The sequence below is a fragment of the Aequorivita vitellina genome (assembly GCF_022008365.1).
Classification (GTDB): domain Bacteria; phylum Bacteroidota; class Bacteroidia; order Flavobacteriales; family Flavobacteriaceae; genus Aequorivita; species Aequorivita vitellina.
On sequence record NZ_JAIRBA010000001.1, the window covers coordinates 38,992 to 61,100 of the forward strand.

The 22,109-nt window shown below is 38.8% G+C and carries 15 protein-coding genes; 8 read left to right on the forward strand and 7 right to left on the reverse strand.

Annotation, left to right across the window (positions count from 1 at the left end; genetic code table 11):
• Position 1: 1 nt before the first annotated feature.
• Both K8089_RS00195 and K8089_RS00200 read left to right on the forward strand, forming a co-directional pair.
• Complete coding sequence (locus K8089_RS00195) at positions 2–388, forward strand: VOC family protein (protein WP_237601243.1); 387 nt, start codon at positions 2–4, stop codon at positions 386–388.
• Between the two features lie 46 nt (positions 389–434).
• On the forward strand, positions 435–785 hold the full coding sequence (locus K8089_RS00200) for a TM2 domain-containing protein (RefSeq protein WP_237601244.1): 351 nt from the start codon (positions 435–437) through the stop codon (positions 783–785).
• A gap of 161 nt (positions 786–946) precedes the next feature.
• On the opposite strand, the gene K8089_RS00205 is transcribed toward K8089_RS00200, so the two are convergent.
• The 4 genes from K8089_RS00205 to K8089_RS00220 are packed head-to-tail and all read right to left on the reverse strand — an operon-like array spanning position 947 to position 5,376.
• Entirely contained in the window at positions 947–1,699 is a 753-nt protein-coding gene (locus K8089_RS00205) for a DUF5995 family protein (protein WP_237601245.1), read from the reverse strand.
• Between the two features lie 23 nt (positions 1,700–1,722).
• Positions 1,723–3,573 (reverse strand): GNAT family N-acyltransferase, encoded by a 1,851-nt coding sequence (locus tag K8089_RS00210; protein WP_237601246.1) that lies wholly within the window; start codon positions 3,571–3,573, stop codon positions 1,723–1,725.
• A gap of 50 nt (positions 3,574–3,623) precedes the next feature.
• Entirely contained in the window at positions 3,624–4,880 is a 1,257-nt protein-coding gene (locus K8089_RS00215) for an aspartate kinase (RefSeq protein ID WP_237601247.1), read from the reverse strand.
• Positions 4,881–4,887: 7 nt separating this feature from the next.
• Positions 4,888–5,376, reverse strand: a complete 489-nt coding sequence (locus K8089_RS00220) for a GNAT family N-acetyltransferase (RefSeq protein ID WP_237601248.1) — start codon at positions 5,374–5,376, stop codon at positions 4,888–4,890.
• A gap of 124 nt (positions 5,377–5,500) precedes the next feature.
• Here K8089_RS00220 and fbp point away from each other — a divergent pair, with 124 nt between their 5' ends.
• Entirely contained in the window at positions 5,501–6,520 is a 1,020-nt protein-coding gene (fbp, locus tag K8089_RS00225) for a class 1 fructose-bisphosphatase (protein ID WP_237601249.1), read from the forward strand.
• A gap of 83 nt (positions 6,521–6,603) precedes the next feature.
• On the opposite strand, the gene K8089_RS00230 is transcribed toward fbp, so the two are convergent.
• Positions 6,604–7,029, reverse strand: coding sequence for a TerB family tellurite resistance protein (locus tag K8089_RS00230; RefSeq protein WP_237601250.1), 426 nt, complete (start codon positions 7,027–7,029; stop codon positions 6,604–6,606).
• Positions 7,030–7,198: 169 nt separating this feature from the next.
• On the opposite strand from K8089_RS00230, the gene K8089_RS00235 reads away from it, so the two are divergent.
• The 5 genes from K8089_RS00235 to K8089_RS00255 are packed head-to-tail and all read left to right on the forward strand — an operon-like array spanning position 7,199 to position 13,769.
• A complete protein-coding gene (locus K8089_RS00235) occupies positions 7,199–8,239 on the forward strand; it encodes a ligase-associated DNA damage response exonuclease (RefSeq protein WP_237601251.1) in 1,041 nt (346 codons plus the stop codon).
• A 1-nt stretch (position 8,240) separates the two neighbouring features.
• Entirely contained in the window at positions 8,241–9,833 is a 1,593-nt protein-coding gene (locus K8089_RS00240; RefSeq protein ID WP_237601409.1) for an ATP-dependent DNA ligase, read from the forward strand.
• Positions 9,834–9,844: 11 nt separating this feature from the next.
• Positions 9,845–12,325: a ligase-associated DNA damage response DEXH box helicase gene (locus tag K8089_RS00245; RefSeq protein ID WP_237601252.1), complete on the forward strand. Its 2,481-nt coding sequence runs from the start codon at positions 9,845–9,847 to the stop codon at positions 12,323–12,325.
• A complete protein-coding gene (gene pdeM, locus K8089_RS00250) occupies positions 12,322–12,972 on the forward strand; it encodes a ligase-associated DNA damage response endonuclease PdeM (protein WP_237601253.1) in 651 nt (216 codons plus the stop codon). The genes K8089_RS00245 and pdeM overlap by 4 nt, the downstream gene beginning before the upstream one ends.
• Positions 12,969–13,769 carry a tryptophan-rich sensory protein gene (locus K8089_RS00255; protein ID WP_237601254.1) on the forward strand — a complete coding sequence of 267 codons (801 nt, stop codon included), beginning with the start codon at positions 12,969–12,971 and terminating at the stop codon, positions 13,767–13,769. The genes pdeM and K8089_RS00255 overlap by 4 nt, the downstream gene beginning before the upstream one ends.
• 63 nt (positions 13,770–13,832) lie before the next feature.
• Here the strand turns inward: K8089_RS00255 and pbpC are convergent, their stop codons facing one another.
• Both pbpC and K8089_RS00265 read right to left on the reverse strand, forming a co-directional pair.
• Positions 13,833–16,196: a penicillin-binding protein 1C gene (pbpC, locus tag K8089_RS00260; protein ID WP_237601255.1), complete on the reverse strand. Its 2,364-nt coding sequence runs from the start codon at positions 16,194–16,196 to the stop codon at positions 13,833–13,835.
• Positions 16,197–16,403: 207 nt separating this feature from the next.
• Positions 16,404–22,043 carry an alpha-2-macroglobulin family protein gene (locus tag K8089_RS00265; protein WP_237601256.1) on the reverse strand — a complete coding sequence of 1,880 codons (5,640 nt, stop codon included), beginning with the start codon at positions 22,041–22,043 and terminating at the stop codon, positions 16,404–16,406.
• Positions 22,044–22,109 lie beyond the last annotated feature (66 nt).

A 22,109-nucleotide genomic window follows, 5' to 3' on the forward strand; every position in this document is an offset into this window, starting at 1 on the left:
TATGAAAAATAGAGTTACGGGCATTGGCGGGATTTTCTTCAAAACTAACGATCCCGACAAAACAAAAGAATGGTACAAAAATCATTTGGGATTAAATACTGATAATTATGGATGTACCTTTTGGTGGCTGGATGAAAACGGCAATAAATGTTCTACCCAATGGAGTCCTTTTGCAGCTGATACAAAATATTTTTCGCCGAGCAATAAGGAGTTTATGATAAACTATCGAGTTGAAAATTTGGTGGAGCTTTTAAAGCTTTTAAAAGAGGAAGGCGTTACTATTGTTGGCGAAATGGAAGAATACGATTACGGAAAATTTGGATGGATACTTGATCCTGAGGGAAATAAAATTGAACTTTGGGAGCCTGTAGATAGTGCATTCTTATAATTTTTTATATATTTAGTTTCAATATAAAAACCAACTAATTAAAGCAATGGAAGAACAACAAGACTCAGGCTACGACAGCACAAAAAAACAAACGGATTATTCAGAACAGCAAGCTAGAAAAAGCGCCGATGATTTTAATGAAAGTTGGAATGAAGCAACCCACGGCGAAGAAAACAAAAAGATGCTTGCAGGAATTTTGGCAATTGTAATTGGATCGCTGGGAGTACATAAATTTATACTCGGTTATACACAGGAAGGGATAATTCAAATTGTAATAACAATTGTAACTTGTGGTATTGGTGGTATTATTCCCTTAATTGAAGGTATTATTTACCTAACCAAAAGCGACGAAGAATTTTACCAAACCTATCAAGTGGGGAAAAAAGGATGGTTCTAAATATTTTAAAAAGCCTTTGAAAAATTTCAAAGGCTTTTTTATTGATTTACTCCTCAAAGCTATAATTAAACTTATGTTGTTAGAATCTAAATTATTTGGACAATGTAGATTTAATTAAAGTTTTAAGAATTATAGTAGCCACTCGGTACTGAGTAAAAAAATTATTCTTTTTTAAGCACAGCCACAATCTGCGCCACATCTTTCTTTTCAAAAAAATAGATGATTTTTACTAAGCTTTTTAAAACCCAGCTCTTTTGTCGTATCAATTTTTCGGCCAGCGTTGCTATAATTACATCGCGATTGTTTAATTGTTCTGCTTTATTAGGAGAAATGTGATATTGATTCGCAAAAAGCCAAGCCCCATCGCGCGCAATATTGATACTAAAACTTACCAATTTATCTTCGCGACCTTTTCCAAATTTATCGAGTAACCCAAACAATGGTGACACTGAAATTATTTTAGACTCAACAGAAGCAATCATTGAGGCGAGTATTTCATTAATTTTATTGAAATCATTTTCAAAACTCATTAACTCGCCCTCGTCGCCAACAGTTTCGGCAACCGCAATGCCCAAATCTAAGTTTATATGGGCATTAATTCCTAAAAGTAAATGTTGCATAATTAACAAGTTGCCACTTTTTGCCGCTTCAAAAGCTTTTCTCCAACTCTGGGTGAAGGGTTTGTTATTTCCGGAGCAATCATAAGCGTCAATATACCTATTTGCAAATAGAACATCTAATTTTTCCATTCGTTGGTTGTTTTCAAACTCATGGTTTAAAATACCTTCTTTTATACGAACGGTCACTTTTTGATAAAGTATGGGAAAATACGCCATACACGAATTCTGGCTGCATTCAATTTCAATAATACTATCCAATCGTGCTATAACTTCATCTATATTTGTTGTGGCCATAATTGATTGGTTTTTAAACAGTACTAATCGGGATTTATTTCCTCTTTGGCATTTTCGGGGTCGCAAGTTTCGTTGCTTTTATCAGAATATTTTTTTTCAAGTTCAGCTTGAAATTCCTCCATAACAGGTTTCACGGTCGTTTCTGGCAAATCGGCAATTCGAATGTACATTAAACCATCTACGGCGTTATTAAAAAGTGGATCAACATTAAATGCCACAACTTTAGCGTTTTGTTTGATATATTTTTTAATAAGCACAGGCAAACGAAGACTTCCCGGTTCCACTTCGTCTATTATTTTATCGAATTTATTGAGGTCGGCTTCACTTTCGTCGAAAATAAAATCCTTATCGGCGTCTTTTAGTTTTACTTTATATTCTTTTTTAGGTTTAATGTATTGCGCCACATACGGGTCGTAATAGTTCGATTTCATAAACTCAATCATCAAACTTTTTGAAAATTCTGAAAATTTGTTGCTAATACTAACCCCGCCAATTAAATATCGATGCTCGGGGTAGCGCAGCGTGGTATGCACAATTCCTTTCCACAGTAAAAAAAGTGGCATGGGGCGCAGTTGGTATTCCTTAATGATAAAAGCGCGCCCCATTTCAATAGATTTGCTCATCATATCGTACAATTCTGGTTCAAACCGAAATAAATCTTGCAGGTAAAATCCATCGATTCCAAAGCGGGTAAATATCTCTGAGCCCAGACCCATACGGTATGCCCCTGCCATTTTACGGGCTTCATTGTCCCAAAGAAACATGTGGTGATAGTAGCTGTCAAACTTATCGAGGTCGGTACTGTTGTTGGTACCTTCACCAACTTCGCGAAACGTAATTTCGCGGAGTCTTCCTATTTCCTGTAAAATGTAAGGAACTGAATTTGCCTCGGCTAAAAAAACTTCATAGTTTTTACTAATTAACAGTCTTTTGTCGTTTTCACGAAGTTTTTCAATTTCAGACTCCATGGCTTCCAGGGGTATTGGTCCTGCAATTTTTTTGGGAGGCTTTGGAAATTTTAGCGTTTTTGGAATGCTGTCTAACAGTTTTTTCTTCTGAAAAGCATTGGAAAGCATGTATGTTTTTTTTCTTAAAAATGCTGTAAATGCAGTTAACGATTGATGCTCTTTTTGGTCTTCAACTGAAATGGGGTTGCCAATTCGCACCTTAATTAAGCGTTCCTTTTGTGTTAACAATTCTGAAGGTAATTTGGCGGTGCGCAGGGTGTCGCTTAACTTTGCCAAACGGTAAAACGATTTGCTGTTTTTTGCGTGAAAATAGATGGGTACTACTGGCACGGCCGCTTTTTGTACTAGTTTCATCGCCGCTTCTTCCCACGGTTTGTCTACGAGTAATTTTCCATCTCTGTAAGTTGAAACTTCACCGGCCGGAAAAATACCCAACGGATGTCCTTCGCGCAAATGTAAAATAGCGGTTTTAAAACCAGAAACACTCGATTGCGCATCCTTTCTGCTTTCAAAAGGATTAACAGGCATAACGTAGGGCTTTAATGGCTCAATGCGGTGTAACAAAAAATTTGCAACAATTTTAAAATCGGGACGGTGTTCTAACAACAATTTTAGTAGAAGAATACCATCAACACCTCCCAACGGATGGTTTGAAATGGTTATAAAAGCACCTGTTTTTGGGATTCTTCGCAGATCTTCTTCGGGGATTTCAAATTTTATTTCAAATTCTGAAATCAAACCATTTATAAACTCAAGATCGTTTAAATGTTTGTTTCTATCGTAAATTTTGTTGAGTGTAGAAATATTTAAAACCTTCATTAAGGACCAACCCATAAATGTGCCCAGAAAGCCGAATTTATCGAGGTTTATTGCTTTTGCAACTTCCTTTGCATTGACTAATCCCATGAAATTTTTTGGTTGTTTGTATCTCACAAAGATAACGAAACCTATTGATACTATTCTTTAATTACCAATTGTACTGTTTCTTTACTTTCCTGCTTTAAAAGCACGTTTTTGTTATGGGCAAGTGCCTTTACTTCAGTGGGGTTAAAATGGCGAATGGTATACAAGGTCACATTTTCATTCCATTTTACACTAAATGTTTCTCGAAGTTTTGTTAACAATCTCTCCAAATTATTGAATTTGTCATTCACACATACCGAAAAACTAATTGCAGAATTTTGAATAAGATTCACCTTCATTTTACATTCGTGAAGTAGTTTAAATACATCGCCAATGTTATCTTCCATCATAAACGAAAAATCTAAAGAAGAAAGCGAAATTAAAACCTGATCTCTTTTCAAAATAAAAGAAGAGGTAAACGGATCGAGTACAACTCCTTTTCCAACACAGGTTCCGGGCGCTGTAGGATCATAAAACGATTTTACATACAAGGGAATTTCCTTGCGTTGCAATGGCTGCAATGTTTTTGGGTGAATAACCGAAGCACCGTAAAATGCCAGTTCAATTGCTTCTCTGTACGAAATATGATTGTAAAGTTGCGTTTTCGTAAAATAACGCGGATCGGCATTTAACACGCCGGGAACATCTTTCCAAATAGTAACGCTTTCGGCATTTAAGCAATAAGCAAAAATTGCAGCTGTATAATCACTACCCTCCCGTCCCAACGTAGTGGTAAAATTATTGGTGTTCTCGGCTCCTAAAAACCCTTGAGTAACCGTAATTCCTTGAGGGTTTACATTTTTTAAAATTTTTTGCTGTGTTCTATCCCAATCTACTTTTGCATCACGGTAATTGGCATCGGTTATTATGCATTTGCGCACGTCTAACCAGTTGTTTTTTATACCATTTTCAGAAAAATATTCTGAAAGTATTGTTGAAGAAATAACTTCGCCATACGACACAACTTGGTCATATACAAAGGCATGATTCTTAGATTTATTGGTTTCTAAAAAATGTTTCAATTCTTTGAAAATTGTGTCTAATTGAATAAAAGCCGAATGCGAAGTGGTGGGAAACAGCTCCGTAAGAATTTCATAATGAAAATTATAGACCGTGTTTAAAGAATTTTTTATAGCAGTTGTTTCAGAAAAATAATTATTCACAACTTCTTCTAAAGCATTTGTAATTTTTGCCATTGCGGAAATAACAATTACCAAATTTTTTTCGCCTGTTTGATTAATTACCGAAACTACATTTTTTACATTTTCGGCATCTTTAGTAGATGCCCCACCAAATTTGAAAATTTTCATATTCTTTTTAAAAGTTTAAGTAATTCTGCAGGCTTTGTTCGTCCATATGTACTACACGCCACTCTTTCATGATTGTTGCACCGCTGCGTTCATAAAACCGAATTGCGCCCGTATTCCAGTTTAACACATCCCAAGCAACACGTTTTAAATTGTGTTCTTGAGCAAATTGCATTACCTGTTTGTAGAGGGCTTCGCCAATGCCTTTTCCTCTTTCAGATTCTTTCACAATTAAATCTTCCAAATGCAGTGTTCTGCCTTTCCAAGTAGAAAAACGATAATAAACTAATGCGGCGCCCACAATTTCATCTTTGGCATTAGGTGCGCTTGCTGTATCTGCAACAAAGCACGTAAATAGTGGGTTTTCGCCAAAACCTTCGCGTTCTAAATGTGCCACATTAATTTCAACTGCATCGGGTTCATTTTCAAAAATAGCAAGCTCTTTTATAAGTTCTAAAACTTGAGGCATATCTTGTTTTGTAGCTTTCCTAATTTTCATTTACTAATATATTTAGACGATTTCTTCGGGTTAAAAAATTGAATTTCTATTTCCCTCAACAAATATCGGTTCAATTTCTTAAAAATCCCGATATTTGCGGGAAATTCAGGACATCTTCAACCTTATGGCAAAAATTAATCAATCTCTCGGCGAATTTATTATTGAAAATCAAAGTGAGTTTAAATATTCTTCAGGCGAGCTTTCGCGGCTTATTAATTCCATCAGATTGGCTGCAAAAGTGGTTAACCACAAAGTAAATAAAGCGGGATTGGTTGATATTTTAGGAACTGCTGGCAATAATAACATTCAAGGTGAAGACCAACAAAAACTAGATGTTTTTGCAAACGAAGTCTTTATAAATACCCTTACAAATCGTGAGATTGTTTGCGGAATTGCAAGTGAGGAAGAAGACGATTTTATTACAATTAAAGGGCGAAACCAAAAAAACGACAATAAATATGTTGTGTTGATGGATCCGCTTGACGGGTCTTCAAATATAGATGTAAATGTTTCGGTGGGAACAATTTTTTCAATTTTCAGAAGAATTACGCCTTCGGGAACGCCTGTTACTATTGACGATTTTCTACAACCGGGCATTAATCAAGTAGCGGCGGGCTATATTGTTTACGGCACTTCAACAATGATTGTTTATACAACGGGTCACGGTGTTAATGGTTTTACATTAAATCCCGCAATTGGCACTTATTATCTATCGCACCCAAATATGAAAATCCCACAAGATGGCCACATATATTCTGTAAACGAAGGAAATTACGTGCATTTTCCACAAGGCGTAAAAGACTATATAAAATACTGCCAAAAAGAAGAAGAAGACCGACCGTACACATCGCGTTATATAGGATCACTCGTTTCAGATTTTCACAGAAATATGATTAAAGGAGGTATTTATATCTACCCAAATACATCTAAAGATCCCAACGGCAAACTACGTCTTTTATACGAATGTAACCCGATGGCAATGTTAGCCGAACAAGCAGGAGGAAAGGCCAGTAATGGTTTTGAAAGTATTTTAAAAATCCAACCTACAAGTTTGCACCAACGTGTGCCATTTTTCTGCGGAAGTACAAAAATGGTAGAAAAAGCTGAAGAGTTTATGCAAAAGCACAATAACACTCGAGAATAAAAATGCTTACAACGGTTAAAAACAAAAGCTCCAAATGGAGCTTTTGTTTTTTTTATACCGAAAATCTACTGAAACTTAATTTTCTACTTTTTATTAAGTAAATATCTGTAATCTTCAAAATCGAGTCCGCCACTGTAAATTTCAATAGATCGATTGATTAAATGTTGGGCGGTTTCGGCGCTATAGCCTAAGCCAATAGCATATCTCTCAATAAGAAAACGTTCATGGTCATCAATTTCATTGTCTGCAAAAACCATTTCAAAAAGATCGTGAATTCGCTCTAAACGACGCTCTGCATCATTTGGAGGATTTATGGGGTATTTCCCTGGATTTTTTAAAACCTCTGCGTACTCAGACTCTTCAATATCAAGTTTACGAGCAAAGCGTTTCAATAATTTTTCTTCTTCCGAATTAATTTCACCATTAATTGAAGCAATATTTGCAATTGATGCAAAGTGCCCTAAATTTCGGGAATGTTCCCCACTTTCAAATAAATCTGTAAATGACATAATCTGGCTTTTATGCTGCAAATATAATACGATTTGCCAGCAATGCGAAGTATTATGTTTAAGTTTTTGCAGGAATGTTTTTTTAAACCAATCTCCCCTAAACTTTTCTTAATTACAAACGCTTTTCAATGCAAAATATTAAATTTAAACTGCTATTGAAAAGATTTAAATGAAGCAACCATTACTTGTATTTAACAACAAAGGAATTTACTGCCAGCAAGCGGGTGTATATATAGATGCTTGGAAACCCGTGGATAAATGTATTATTACTCACGGGCACGCAGATCACAGTCGCTGGGGGCATAAGCATTATATTACCCACACTAAAAATGTGCCTATAATTAAACACAGATTGGGTGAGATTTCGGTTACGGGTAAAGAGTGGAACGAAACTTTCATTATCAACGGCGTAAAGTTTTCGCTTCATCCTGCGGGACATATTATGGCTTCTTCACAAGTGAGAGTTGAATATAAAGGTGAAATTTGGGTTTTTACGGGCGATTTTAAAACAGAAGGCGACGGCTTAGCCGAAGTTTACGAACCGGTAAAATGTCACACGTTTATAACCGAATGCACATTTGGCCTACCCGCTTTTAAATGGACACCACAAGCCGAAGTTTTTAGCGATATAAACAATTGGTGGGCTACTAATAAAGAAGAAGGCAGAACCTCAATTCTTTTTGGTTATAGTTTAGGTAAAGCCCAAAGATTGTTAAAACATTTAGATACTTCAATCGGAAAAATTTATACTCACGGAGCAGTTGAAAATATGACCGAGGTTGTTCGTGAAAATTACAATCTTCCCGAAACCACATTAATTACCCGCGACACCACAAAAGATGAAATAAAAGGCAATATTGTTGTGGCTCCGCCCAGCGCTCATGGCAGCACTTGGATTAGGAAAATGGTGCCGTATGTAACTGCTTCGGCAAGTGGGTGGATGACCTTTCGTGGTGCACGCCGCCGTAGAGCTATCGATAAAGGTTTTGTATTAAGCGATCATGCAGACTGGGAAGGTTTACTTGCTGCAATTAAAGCTACCGGCTGCGAAAAAGTAATTGCAACCCACGGCTATACCGATATTTTTTCGCGCTATTTAAGAGAAGAATTAGGTTACGATGCCCGAACCGAAAAAACTCAATACGAAGAAGAAAGTTCCGAAACTGCAACAGCTACATCCGTTGAGGAAAAAATTGAAAAGAAAGATTAAAGTGAAAGATTTTGCACAACTCATAAAGAAACTCGACAGCACCAATAAAACCAATGAAAAGGTTGCGGCATTAACTTCGTATTTTCAGCAAGCAAATGATGAAGATAAACTGTGGACTATTGCAATACTTTCGCACAGGCGCCCGAAACGCCCCGTAAATACTACATTACTTAGGCTTTGGGCAACTGAAATTAGCGGCATTCCATTGTGGCTTTTTGAAGAGAGTTACCACATTGTGGGCGATTTAGCCGAAACAATTGCCTTAATTTTACCCACTTCAAAAAAACATTCAGACAAATCGCTTTCTAAATTTGTTGCCGAAATTATTGAGTTACGAACCTTACCCGAAGAAGAAAAGAAGCAATACTTGCACGAAAATTGGTTGGCTTTAAATTACTTTGAAAGATTCGTTTTTAATAAAATTCTTACTGGTAGTTTTAGAATAGGGGTAAGTCAAAAATTGATGACTCGCGCCCTGTCAAAAGCAACAGATATCGATGAAGATGTTTTGGCTTATAAATTAATGGGAAATTGGACACCCGAAACTACCACTTTTCAAAAATTAATTCTTGAACACAACGCCGAAGATTACCTAAGTAAACCGTATCCGTTTTACTTAGCTTATGCTGTGGAAGACAATTTTCAGGAAGATTTAGGGCCTATTTCAGAGTGGAGTTTTGAGCATAAATGGGATGGAATACGCAGTCAAGTAATTATTCGAAATGATGAGGTTTTTGTATGGTCGCGAGGCGAGGAATTGGTGACCGATAAATATCCCGAATTCCAACGTTTTCTGTCAGAAATTCCGAATGGAACAGTAATCGACGGCGAAATTTTACCTTTCGTTGATGGTGAAATAGGCAACTTTAATGCCTTGCAAACTCGCATAGGTCGAAAAAACCTTTCGAAAGCATTATTACAAAAAACCCCGGTTATTTTAAACGCTTACGATTTGTTGGAGTGGAATGGCAACGATATACGGCAAAAGCCTTTTTCAGAAAGAAGAAAAATTTTAGACCAATTAATTCAAGATTGTAATTGTAGTGAAATTGGACTTTATTTAAGTGAAACAATGAGTTTTAAAACTTGGGAAGCTGCCGCAGAAGAACGCAAACTCTCAAGAGAAAAACGCAGTGAAGGTTTAATGCTTAAACGAAAAGATTCGCCATATCTAGTAGGAAGAAAAAAAGGTGATTGGTGGAAATGGAAAACCGATCCTTTTACTATCGATGCAGTTTTAACTTATGCAATGCGTGGGCACGGCAGGCGAGCCAATCTATATACCGATTACACTTTTGCTCTTTGGGATGATGGCGAATTGGTAACATTTGCAAAAGCATATTCTGGCTTAACCGATGCCGAATTTAAACAAGTAGATAACTGGATAAAAAGGAATACACTTGAACGATTTGGGCCAGTACGAAGCGTTACCCCGCGTCACGTTTTTGAAATTGCTTTTGAAGGAATTGCCGAAAGTAGTAGACACAAAAGTGGAATAGCAACACGATTTCCAAGGATATTACGATGGCGAAAAGACAAGCCAATTGAAGAAGCTAATACGCTAGATGATTTAAAAGCTTTAATACCAAAATAATTAAAAGCAAATTGACCAATAAAGAATTAATAAACATTGCCAATGCTTGGTTTCAATCCAAATCTTGGAAGGCATTTCCCTTTCAGCATAAAACGTGGAATGCCTTTCTTAGTGGGAAACATGGGTTGTTAAATGCGCCAACAGGTAGTGGGAAAACTTATGCACTTTGGGTGCCAATAGTGCTTCAATACTTAAAAGATAATCCAGCGTATAAAACAAAACATCAAAAAGGAATTAAAGCTATTTGGATAACCCCACTGCGTGCACTTTCAGTAGAAATTCAACAAGCGACACAGCGTTTCGCAGACGATTTAGGCACGGGGTTAACAGTTGGAATTCGTACCGGAGATACCCCACAAAGCGAACGGGCAAAGCAGAAACGCCAAATGCCAGATTTATTAATTACTACTCCCGAGAGTTTAATGCTTTTGTTGGCGTCAAAAGACTACGACAAGACGTTTAAAACTTTAACGGCTATTGTGGTAGACGAGTGGCACGAACTTTTAGGAAGTAAAAGGGGTGTGCAAATGGAGTTGGCGCTTTCGCGATTAAAAACAATTTCTCCAAATTTAAGAATTTGGGGTATTTCGGCTACAATTGGCAATTTGGAAGAAGCCATGGACGTGCTTTTAGGAACCGATTCTCAATTTCGTGAAAATTCAGTTTTAATTAAGGCGAAACAAAAATCGAAGATTGAAGTTCGTTCAATTATTCCAAAAAAAATAGAGACCTTTCCGTGGCGCGGGCATTTGGGCTTGCACCTTTTAGAAGAAATTGTACCCATTATTAAGGCGAGTAAAACCACTATAATTTTTACAAATACCCGCGGCCAATGTGAAATTTGGTTTCAGAAATTATTAGAAAAGCATCCTGAGTTTGCTGGCGAAATTGCTATGCATCACGGTAGTATTGGGAAAGACACCAGACTTTGGGTGGAGCAAGCTATAAGAAACGAGTCTCTGTTGGCTGTTGTAGCTACTTCCAGTCTCGATTTGGGGGTAGATTTTGCGCCGGTAGAAACGGTTATCCAAATAGGAGGACCCAAGGGCGTTGCAAAATTTCTTCAGCGTGCCGGACGCAGTAATCATAGGCCAGGGGAGCCTTCGGTAATTTATTTTTTACCTACCCACGCCTTAGAATTGTTAGAGGCATCGGCTTTAAAACGTGCTGTAAAAGAAGAAGTAGTTGAAGATAGAATTCCGTACTTGCTCAGTTTTGATGTGTTAATTCAATATTTAGTAACCCTTGCAGTTAGTAACGGCTTTTTTCCGAAGGACATTTTCCCCGAAATTAAAAATACTTTCTGTTTTCAAGGAATTACTGAAGAACAATGGAACTGGTGTTTAAATTTTATTACAATAGGGAGTCAAAGTTTACAGGCGTACGACGAATATAAAAAAGTTGAGGTTACCGCCGACGGACTTTTTAAAGTTGAAAGTAGGCAGATTGCAATGATGCATCGATTAAGCATTGGCACAATAGTTAGCGATTCTATGATGCTTGTAAAATATGTGTCTGGCGGCTTTATTGGTACCATTGAAGAATGGTTTATAAGTAAGATGAAACCGGGCGATACCTTTGTTTTTGCGGGCAGAACTTTAGAATTAGTGCGTATAAGGCAAATGCAGGCTCAAGTTCGAAAAAGTAGTAAACGCACAGCAAATATTGTTAGTTTTATGGGCGGTCGGTTACCGCTTTCTTCACAAATGAGTAAAATTTTGCGGGAAGAAATGCAAAGTGCACGCCTTCCCGATGGCACTACCGAAAATCCTAAACGCAACACGCCCGAATTAAAAGCATTATCTCACATTTACAAAAGACAGGAGCGCGAAAGCATTGTGCCAAATGAAACCGAATTCTTAATTGAAACTTTTAAAACACGCGAAGGTTATCATTCGCTTTTTTATCCTTTTGAAGGGCGTTTTGTACACGAAGCAATGAGCAGTTTATTGGCGTATCGTATCAGTTTGCTGTCGCCCATTACTTTTTCTTTGGCCTATAATGACTACGGTTTTGAGTTGTTGAGCGACAAGTTTTTAGATATTCAAACTATTTTGGATAACAATCTTTTTTCGGAAGAATATTTATATGACGACCTTCAAAAGAGCTTAAATTCAACCGAATTGGCACGTCGAAAATTTCGAGATATTGCTGTAATTAGTGGATTGGTTTTCCAAGGCTACCCAAATAAAGCCATTAAAACAAAACATTTGCAAAGCAACAGTCAGCTACTTTTTGATGTTTTTCGCGACTATGAGCCGGATAATCTTTTGTATCTTCAAGCCTATCGCGAAACTTTTGAACACCAGCTGGAAGAAGGCCGATTAAGACAAGCATTGGCGCGAATTAATTCGCAAGAAATTATTTGGAAACAGTGCAATAAAGCCACCCCGTTTAGTTTTCCAATCATTACAGATAGGTTGCGGGAAAAGCTTTCTTCGGAAAAATTGGCCGATAGAATAAAACGAATGACACTTCAATTAATGAAATGATTCAAAATTTAGAAATTCAAAATCACAATTTTAAACTTCACCCCAGTGGCGCTATTTTTTGGGAAGAAGAAAATATGCTTTTAATTGCCGATGTTCATTTAGGGAAGGTAGCACATTTCAGAAAACACGGCGCAGCTATTCCCGCGCAGGCCGCATTTAAAAACCTCGAAAAATTAACTGAAATAAGTAATTATTTTCAGCCCAAAACAATCTGTTTTTTAGGCGATTTATTTCACAGTATATTAAATGATGAATGGCACGATTTTGAAAAGTGGGTGGAATACACTCAAGCCGAAGTAATCTTAATTTCGGGTAATCACGATATCATCCCGACGTATTTATACGAAGATTTGGGCATAAAAGTATTTGATGAGTTGGTGCTAAAAGGTTTTTATTTAACACATCACCCCACCGAAGTGGAAGGATTGTTTAATTTCTCGGGGCACATTCACCCAGGCGTAAGATTACGAGGTTTGGGAAGGCAATATTTGCGGTTGCCTTGTTTTTATAAAACCCTTAACAGCTTAATTCTCCCTGCTTTTGGTAACTTTACGGGAAAGCACATTTTAACACCTTCAGAAAAGGATGAGGTTTTTGCCATTGTAGAAGGAGAAGTAATTTGTGTTTCTAAAAATAAAAAGCTATGAAAAAAACACTACAAATTGCCAATTTAATCATGTTTGCCGTAATGGTTGTTGTTAATTTTCTGTCCAATACTGGAGCTATAAACAATACTACTGTTGGCGAGATTTCCAAAGCATCGCATAACCTATTTACACCAGCGAGCTATGCTTTTTCCATTTGGGGATTTATCTATTTGCTGCTTTTTGGGTTTATAATTTATCAAAGCCGAAGTCTTTTTAAAAAAGTACGCGATGACGATTTTATTTTAAAGACGGGTTGGTGGTTTATATTGTCGTGTTTTGCAAATATTATGTGGCTCACCTTCTGGCTGTATGGTTATATGGAGTATTCGGTACTCGCAATTTTTGTATTGCTTTTTTCACTTTTAAAAATAGTTATGAATAACAAAATGGAACTTTGGGATGCCCCTATTTCGGTAATTGCATTTCTTTGGTGGCCGTTTGTATTTTACAGCGGATGGGTTACTGTAGCGAGTATAGCCAATGTAGCTGCATATTTAACAAATAGCGAATGGAACGCTTGGGGTTATAGCGAAACTTCATGGGCAGTAACAATGATAATTATTGCGGGAATTATAAATCTAACTGTAACTTGGCGACGAAATATGCGCGAATTTGCCTTGGTAGGAACTTGGGCTTTAGCAGCAATAGCCGTAGCAAATTGGGAGACAAATAATACTGTCGCTTATGCTGCAATTGCTGTAGCCGCAGTACTTTTTGTTAGCAGCGGCTATCACGCTTTTAAAAATCGTGATACGAGCCCCGCAAATAAATACAACGAATATCGTAAAAGAACCTAACGTTCCCGCTCGTTTAAAAATATTGTTTTATTGGTAGCCCGATATTCAAAATGGTTTTGGTTTTTATTGAATGCGTTGCACCTTAATTTTCTCACGCCTCTCATTCCCTTCACTATCCACAACCGTTAAAATATAATTTCCCGGTTTTGGCGAAACAGCCAACTCGTGAAAAGTCTCCGTTTTCCCAATATATTTTGAATCCAAATACCAAAAAACAGTAGATTCTGGCGAACGATGCGCGAGTTTAAAAATTACTTCATTTACGTTTTCATCAAAATTTTTCGGAAGCAAAACAGTCTCATTCCTTTTCGGATAAATAAAGGCCATCAACTTTTCGCCTTCCTGCAAACAATTAGTCGCAAAAGGCGGCAACGGATGATATTCTGGGTGAAGTGATGCGTAATAAAATTCCATAACCGGCGGCAACGCAAACCAGTTTTTTTGAACCATTTCTGAAAGTGGATAGCACGAAGAATTAACCCGATGATTCTCCGAGGCATTTAAGAATATAGTTTGATGATACGGACAAGCTTCCGTTCTCGCGCCATTTTTTGGAATCCATTCCTTCTTTATTTCATCACAAAAAAGTCCGGCGAGATGGCCGCTTTTTGGGCAAATTTCAACCTCAACCAGTTCATCGTACGGAATATTAAACCAACCACTTTGTGGCAAAACATTCAAAACATCAAACAAAATGGGGGCCGCGGCTTGAATTCCTGTTAAACCCGGACGCCCTTCGCCGTCGGCATTTCCCACCCAAACGCCTATTGCGTAATTAGGTGTAACGCCCACTGCCCACGCATCTTTAAAGCCGTAACTCGTTCCTGTTTTCCACGCTAGCGGCTGACTGCTTGTGAAAAATTCCCAGTTTTCTTCACCGCTCGGACGGTTCACTTTTTGCATTGCCTCGAAGGTTTCATAAATTGCGCCCGCATTCCAAACCGAAGGATTTTGTTGAATTTTTCCGATGTCAACTTCATCGTGATTTTTCAAATAAACGGGTTCTACAAATTCATTTTTTCGGTATTCGCTTGAAGAATTGTTGAAGAAATTTAAGGTTGAAGCCATTCCTGCATACGCTTTTGTAATATCCCACAAACTGCTTTCCGCGCCGCCCAAAATCAGCGACAATCCGTAATAATCTGCAGGTTTGTCGACAGATTTTTGATTCATTTTTCCAAGAATATTATAGAACCGTTGTAATCCGAAATCGCGCAACATTCGCACCGCCGGTATATTAAGCGAACGCGAAAGGGCAACACTCGCTGGCACGGCGCCGTTAAATTGTTTGTCGAAATTTTCTGGTGTATAACCATTCACCGAAGTTGGAATATCGGACACCAAAGTATTCGGAAGAATCTCCCCGGCATCCAACATTGAAGCAAAAAGAAAGGGTTTTAAAATACTGCCTGTGCTTCGCGATTTTTCAATGACATCTACATAATTGTTGTGCTCCCTAGTTGTGGGTGAATTGCCCACATACCCCAAAACTTCGCGTGTATTTACATCCATCACCAACACCGCAACATTGTGAATTTGATTATGACGCAACAAAAAATGATGCTCTTTTACAATATTATTTAGCTTTTGCTGAAGTGAAAAATCAATGGTTGTTTCAATGCGTTTTCCACGATGTTCCTTTCTAATTTTTTCAGTTAAATGAGGTGCATATTCGGGCAACGGCAGCGGTTTTCCGGGTAATTTTTCATCCAAAGCCAATTGATAGGTGGTTGCATCAATTACTTCATTTTTGAAAAGTTTCAACAATAAAGCATCTCTTTTCTTCTTTAAAATTTCTTCATTCTTTCCGGGAAAAATAAGTGAGGGCGCATTCGGAAGCACCGCCAAAGCAGCGGATTGCCCCCAACTCAATTCGCTAGCAGGAATCCCAAAATAACGCCAAGAAGCAGTTTCTAACCCAACCACATTTCCGCCGAAAGGCGCATACGAAGCGTACAAATTCAAAATTGATTTCTTTTTAAAACCCGCTTCCAAACGTGTGGCTTGAAAAATTTCAATTAATTTTTCAAAATAAGTTCGTCCTTTATTTTGCCGGGAAAGGCGGATTACTTGTTGGGTAATCGTACTTCCGCCACGGCGGGAATCAGTCGTAAGATTATTCCAAAGTGCTTTTGAGATAGAAACCGGATTAAAACCGGGATGCCAGTAAAAATGCTCGTCTTCAAAATAAAGAATGCATTTTTCAAACCGTTCCGGCACCGAATCCATTTTCGGAAAACGCCATTGACCATCGTCTGCAATTCGTGCGCCAAGCATTTGTCCATTACTGCTTTCGGCAACGGTTGCGGTGGGAACATCAAATAATGGCGACGGAAGGCAGAACAGCCAAACCACGAATAAAACTAGCGCGATGCTGAGTTTTATTTTGTGTTTTTTTATGTAATTTTTTATGGTTGCTAATTTCAATATTAAGTCCTAAAATCAATAATGAATCCGAATGTCAGTCTGAGCTTGTCGAAGACCCGTGCGATGCGCTTCGACAAGCTCAGCGTGACAATTTCTTTCTATTTATAATTTCGCAATACATGTCAGTCTGAGCTTGTCGAAGACCTATCCAGTTACTTCGACAGGCTCAGCATTACACAGTTATTTTTCATTGGCATGAGGAAAACATCATAATTCAACAGTTACCCACATCCCTTTGTTCCTCGCATAATACGAGTTGTCATACATAGCCTCAACCTGCGTTCCCGGCAAATAATACGTTCCTAAATAGGAAGCATTCAGTTTTACCGTGAAAATTTTTGTTTCATTGCTATTTAAATCGAAGAAGAAATTCACGCGGTCGTCACGAATGTCTGTGTAACGCGCGTCACTTTTTGCACCGCCACCCAATTCACTAAAACTGGTGTTTACAATTTCCCAACCGCTATGGAATATTTTTGCCAAGGCAACATTGTTTATCCAATTATTGGAAGTGTTTGTAACACTTACTTTTGCAATGATTTCCGTACCCTGTCGCAATTTAGTTACGTCGATTGCTTTTCCGTCACCTCCCAAATATTCAGATTTTATGGAGAGATTGCGTCTTTCGGCAAGTTCCTTACCGAGAGGAAGTTTACCTTGTTGCGAAAGTGTAACGTAAACAATGTTTCCTTTTTTATTGGTTACTAAAACCGAATTGCTTCCCATCACAAATGAAAGGTCTCGCTGCGCTATAGCTCGGTCGGTTTTTAATTCAAACGATTTTCCACCGTTTGTAAACGTAAGTTCCATTGCTTTTCCGCCATTCTTTTCAACCATTTTTGCCATCGTCATTAAGGCATACGAAGTTTCCTGCGTGCTATACCAATTTCTGGATGAAAGATCTTTCGCTACTGAAATCGCCAATTCACGTTGTTTCGGATCGCTCAATAAAACCATGGTTTCCAAAGCCATAACGCGATTTCTAAACGGAGAACCGTACGTATAATTGTCAGATTTTTGAGGAACAAAATTGATGTTTGCCGTTTGTGCAATTTGCTCGGCAACGTTTTTCTTTCCAGCCAAAGCATAAGCCGCAGCCAATCGCCATTTGGCGTCATTGCTCAACTCTTTGCTTTCGCGAAGTCGGTTCATTGCCGCAAGTTCCGGTTTTCCGGCCAACGCCAAGGTGTAAAGCCGGTACGCCTGCGTCAAACTCGAGTTGTATTTTGCATAACTATTTCGCCATTGGCGCGCCGTATTTTGTTGATACAACAACCAATTGCTCATAAAACTTATCGGCAATGCATAGCCTTTTTGCTTCGCTTCTAGCATAAAGTGTCCCGCATAAGTTGTGCTCCATTCATCTGCTTCGCGCTCGCCGGGCCAATAGGAAAGTCCGCCGTTGGAAAGTTGGAACCTTCCTAAACGTTCTATTGTTGCCTTTACATTTTTTTCAATTTTCTGCTTTTTGTTGAAAGTAATATCGAAAACATCTGCCAAATACAACTGTGGAAATGCCGACGAAGTAGTCTGCTCCAAACAGCCGTACGGGTAGTGAATTAAAAACTCCATCCTTTTGCCGAAATCCATCGGCGGCAAAGTTGAAAATTCCAGCATTGCCGAATTGCTTCCGGGCACGCCAAAAGTTTCAAAATTGATGGTTTGCGAATCATTTCCATCCAACGTATAATTGGTGGCTTTTTGCGAAATCGGGTTCGGGTTTTCCACATCGATTTCAACTTTGTAGCTCGCTTTTTCGCCATTTCCTGCAGCGGTTACTTCAATTGTAGTAAAGACGTTGTTTGCACTTCGGCTCCGCTCAGTGCCCGGATCACGGTCATTGAGCGGAGTCGAAATGGTTGAAACATCGAATTCAAAATTCACAATTTGTTCGCCCGGTTCATTGAAAGAAACAGTTTTTGAAGCACCATTTTTCGGTTTTAACGCATCGCCGGTTTTCACTGTAATCGTGGCGGTTTTCACTTTATTTTCCATTGCAAAAACGGTAACTGGCAGTACAACGGTTTCGCCCGGCGATAATTTCCGCGGAAGCGAAGCCAGCACCATCAGTGGCGTACGGACGGGTGTGGTTTTTTCAGCACTGCCATAGGCGCTTTTGGTTTTATCGCCCGCAATAACCATTGTGCGCACCGAACCTACATAATTTGGCATCATTATATTGTGCGATGCGGTTTTGCCGGCGGCCAACTCAAATGGGCCGAGGTATTTTACAACGGGTTTGAATCTATCGGCTTTTCTATTTTTTGCACCCAATGCGGCATCGCCACCACCGATTGCATAAATATTATCCACACTGCCGGAATAAGCGCCAATTACGTAATCGAACATATCAAAAGTTTTTACCCCTAAAGCTTCGCGACTGTAAAAAGCTTCGTGGATATCTGGGGTTGCAAAGCGGGTTAAATCCAGCAAACCTTCATCAACAACGGCCAAAGTATAGGTCATAGATTTGCCTTTTTCTTCGGAAACTTTTACGGTGAAATTCTCTTCAGGTTTCAGCACATTCGGCATCGAGATTTTCGGTTGTAGCACGGTTGAAGGATCTTCCACCATTAACGGAATAACGCCGTAAAGCCGCATCGGTAAATCGTTTTTGGTTTGAACGTGCGGTTGCAGCAGCGAAATATTCACATAAATATTAGGCGCCATTTCCTTTGTGATTTTTATCCCCGCTTTGGTTTCGCCCTTTTTGGTTTCAATCCAATGCGTTGCCAAAACCTCGGTGCCGTTTTCCACGCTAATTAAGGCGCGACCGTCGCTACCGGAAGGGAAAGTTATAAAAGCTTCTTCGCCAACATTGTATTTTTCTTTATCTGCTGAAAAGACCAACATTTTTGCACTTTCCGCATCGCCATCGCTCGGACGCTGCGACCAATTTCTATAGAAATAAGTAATGCGCCCCGTTGCGTGGCCCGATTGTTTATCGATGACCCGAATTAAATAGCGTCCGCCTTCTTCTTCGGGAATATTAACTGTGAATTTTCCCTTTCCCCTGCCATCGGTCTTTACGGTGAATTCTTTTACGGGACGGTGCACAGTGGAATTTTCATACGTTGAAAGATTGTCTCTTCCGCGGTTCCACCACCAGCGCCATTCAATTTGAAAAACTTTTACTTGCAGCTCGCGATTGGCGGAAGCTTGGCCTTGAGCATCTACGGAAACAACATCAAAAACGGTATTTTCATTTGTGAAATAAGAGCCATAACGACCCGCTTCGGGCGATTTTAATCCTACAAAATGTGAAAATGGCGCTAAGTCTTTCGAAAAAATATCCATTGAAAAATCACCGCCGCCTTCGTACACTTTCGTTAAAAATGTAGCTTTCAACATTCCCGGTGCGTTCTTTCCAACCTCTAATTTTTGACTAAACGAAATGCTGCCTTCCGAAGAAAGTTGCCCGTCTAAAACCGGAATTTCAACCTCATCAAACTTTCGGACTGGATCGATAAAATTGTATTTCGGAAACTTTGTAAAAGCAGCATTGCTCGCCCGAAGTGTGGCAGTCATATCAATCTTCAAACTACGCGCAGGCGAACCGTGAAGCCACATTGCGCTCGCCGTTCCTTTTACGGGCTTTGTAGCATCGAGAATTTCATCTTCAAAATCAAGTTTGATTTTTAAGCGGTTTGGTTTTATGGTTGCTACTTTTAAAGTGTGACTGAATTGTGCGCCACCAACGGTTACGGTTGCGTTCCAATTTCCGGTTGGGGCGGATACGTCTGTGGCGATTGGGAAATAATAGAAGCCCCCCTGCACCCCCCGAAAGGGGGAATCACTCGCATTCAAAACCGTTCTTTGAACGAGTTTTCCTCGTGCATCCGTAACTGAAAGGCTTACGGGATGGTTTTTTGGGAGTGGATTTGCGTTATCGTTTAACACGAAAGTTAGGTGAATACTGTCTCCAGGTCGATACACACCACGTTCGGTGTACGTGTAACCTTTTAACCCTTTTTGAAGTTCTTTCCCCGAAATATCAAAATTGCTCATTGAAAGGGCGTTTCCATCTTCCAGTTTTACGTAGGCAAAATTGTTTCCTTTTTGGGCAACCGCGAAAGCCGCATTTTTAGTGCCATCATAAAGTGTCATTCCTTCGCCGTCTGTGGTAACGGTTTCAATAAGTTGTTGCTGATAGTTGAAAAGTTTAATTTCTACGCCACTTTCGGGCCTCGCAGAAATTAGGTTTGTAGTAATAAAATGATAGGAACGGTTGTTGCTTTTTTTCACAATCAAACCTAAATCTGAACCCAAAATATTTGCAGTTACTACGCGATCTTCGTTGTAATAAGCAGCATGGCACGGATTGTCGCGCTGCTGCCAATTGTAGGTGTAATTTCGCCAGCGGTAAATCTCGTTATCCCAATAACGTTGTTCCCGGATTTCTTCATCTTCGGAAGAATCGCTCGCGTAATACGCGTCTTCTTCGTAATAATCGTCGTCATCTTCTTCGGTATCTATTGCTTTGGAAGCATTTTCAGAACAATCATAAGTAATATATTCATTTTTAAAACTGATTTCCAGTTGATAAATAGCGCCGGGATCTGCCTTGAAATATTCCGAAAGGTTTATTGCGTAGGCTTTCCAACTTCCGTTATTCGCCAAATCCTCGGGTTTTAAATCGATAGTTTTTTTGGCAATTCGTCTTCCAACTCGCTTTATATCGTATGTATTATTATCATTCAAATTATAGCTTTGAAGAAATTGCAACACGTTGTTTTCGTAAATTTTAATAACTCGAACATCAACTTTTGAAAGGTTTACCGCTTCAAAATAAACGGGCGTGGAAGCAGAATTCGGAAGAATCACGCCTTTTGAAATCATTCGTACGGCGGGTTTTAACTGTTCAAAAGAAACCAATTCTGAAAATTCTTTCTTTAAACCGAAGCCTTCAGTATTTTTAATTCCCGTGAAAACGGTGACTTTTACATTGCCCACAACGCGGTTTGGCGGATAGACATTTAGTACATTTCCATTCACTTCGTAACGCAGATCGGTAGTGTTTTCAATAGTAACCAAGCCAGCGAAATCTTGATTTTCTAATAATGGATCTGAAAAGTTGATACTCAACAACGCCGCCGGCGCCAATGTGCTGCTGATATCAACGATTGTAAAATTATTTTGCCCTGGAATTGCAAACGTATTTTCGCCTATATTTTCTGCGCCAATGGGTTTTCCGTTCCATTTAATGAGGATTTCCGAATCGTCCATTTTACGGCTAATGCTGTCAATTGTGAAGTTGAAATAACGAGCTTCGGTTGTTTTTGCCGGCCATTTCAATTTTAGGTTTTTGCCTTCCTGTGAAGCTGAAACCAATTGCTTCGCTTTTTCAAAAGAAATAACATCAGACGTTTCTACGTAAGCTTCAACGTATTGCCATTGCTTGCTGTAACTTTGAAGTTTACCGATGTCAACTTTAAAATTGGGTGTGATTGTATGAAAACTGAAAGTGTATGTTTTAAAATCTTTTGAAATGTCTTCGTATAACTTATTCAACTTTAGGGTTACGGTATATTCCGTGTCTGACTTTAAGTATTCGGCAGGTTGAAAAATTAGGGTTTTGCCGTTTTCAACAACAAGTTTTCCTTTTGTATTTGGAGAAATACTTAAATAATCATCGGTAGAAAGTTCCTGCGTCATCTCAAATTGCTCCAATGGTTTTGCAAGCTCAACGCGAATGGCCGTCGTAATAGATTGGTTTCCGTAAGTGTTATACGAAATATATTCCTTGAATTTGAAAAGGTTATCGGTTTCGGAGTGTTTGTCTTTGTCTTTGCAGGAAAAAATAAGAAGAACCAAAGAGAGAATTAAAAGGCGACAAAAAAATTTCATTACGAGCGAGTTTAGGAAGACTTAAATGTAAAGGAAAAATGTATGGCTTGCAATTTGTGCTCCAGA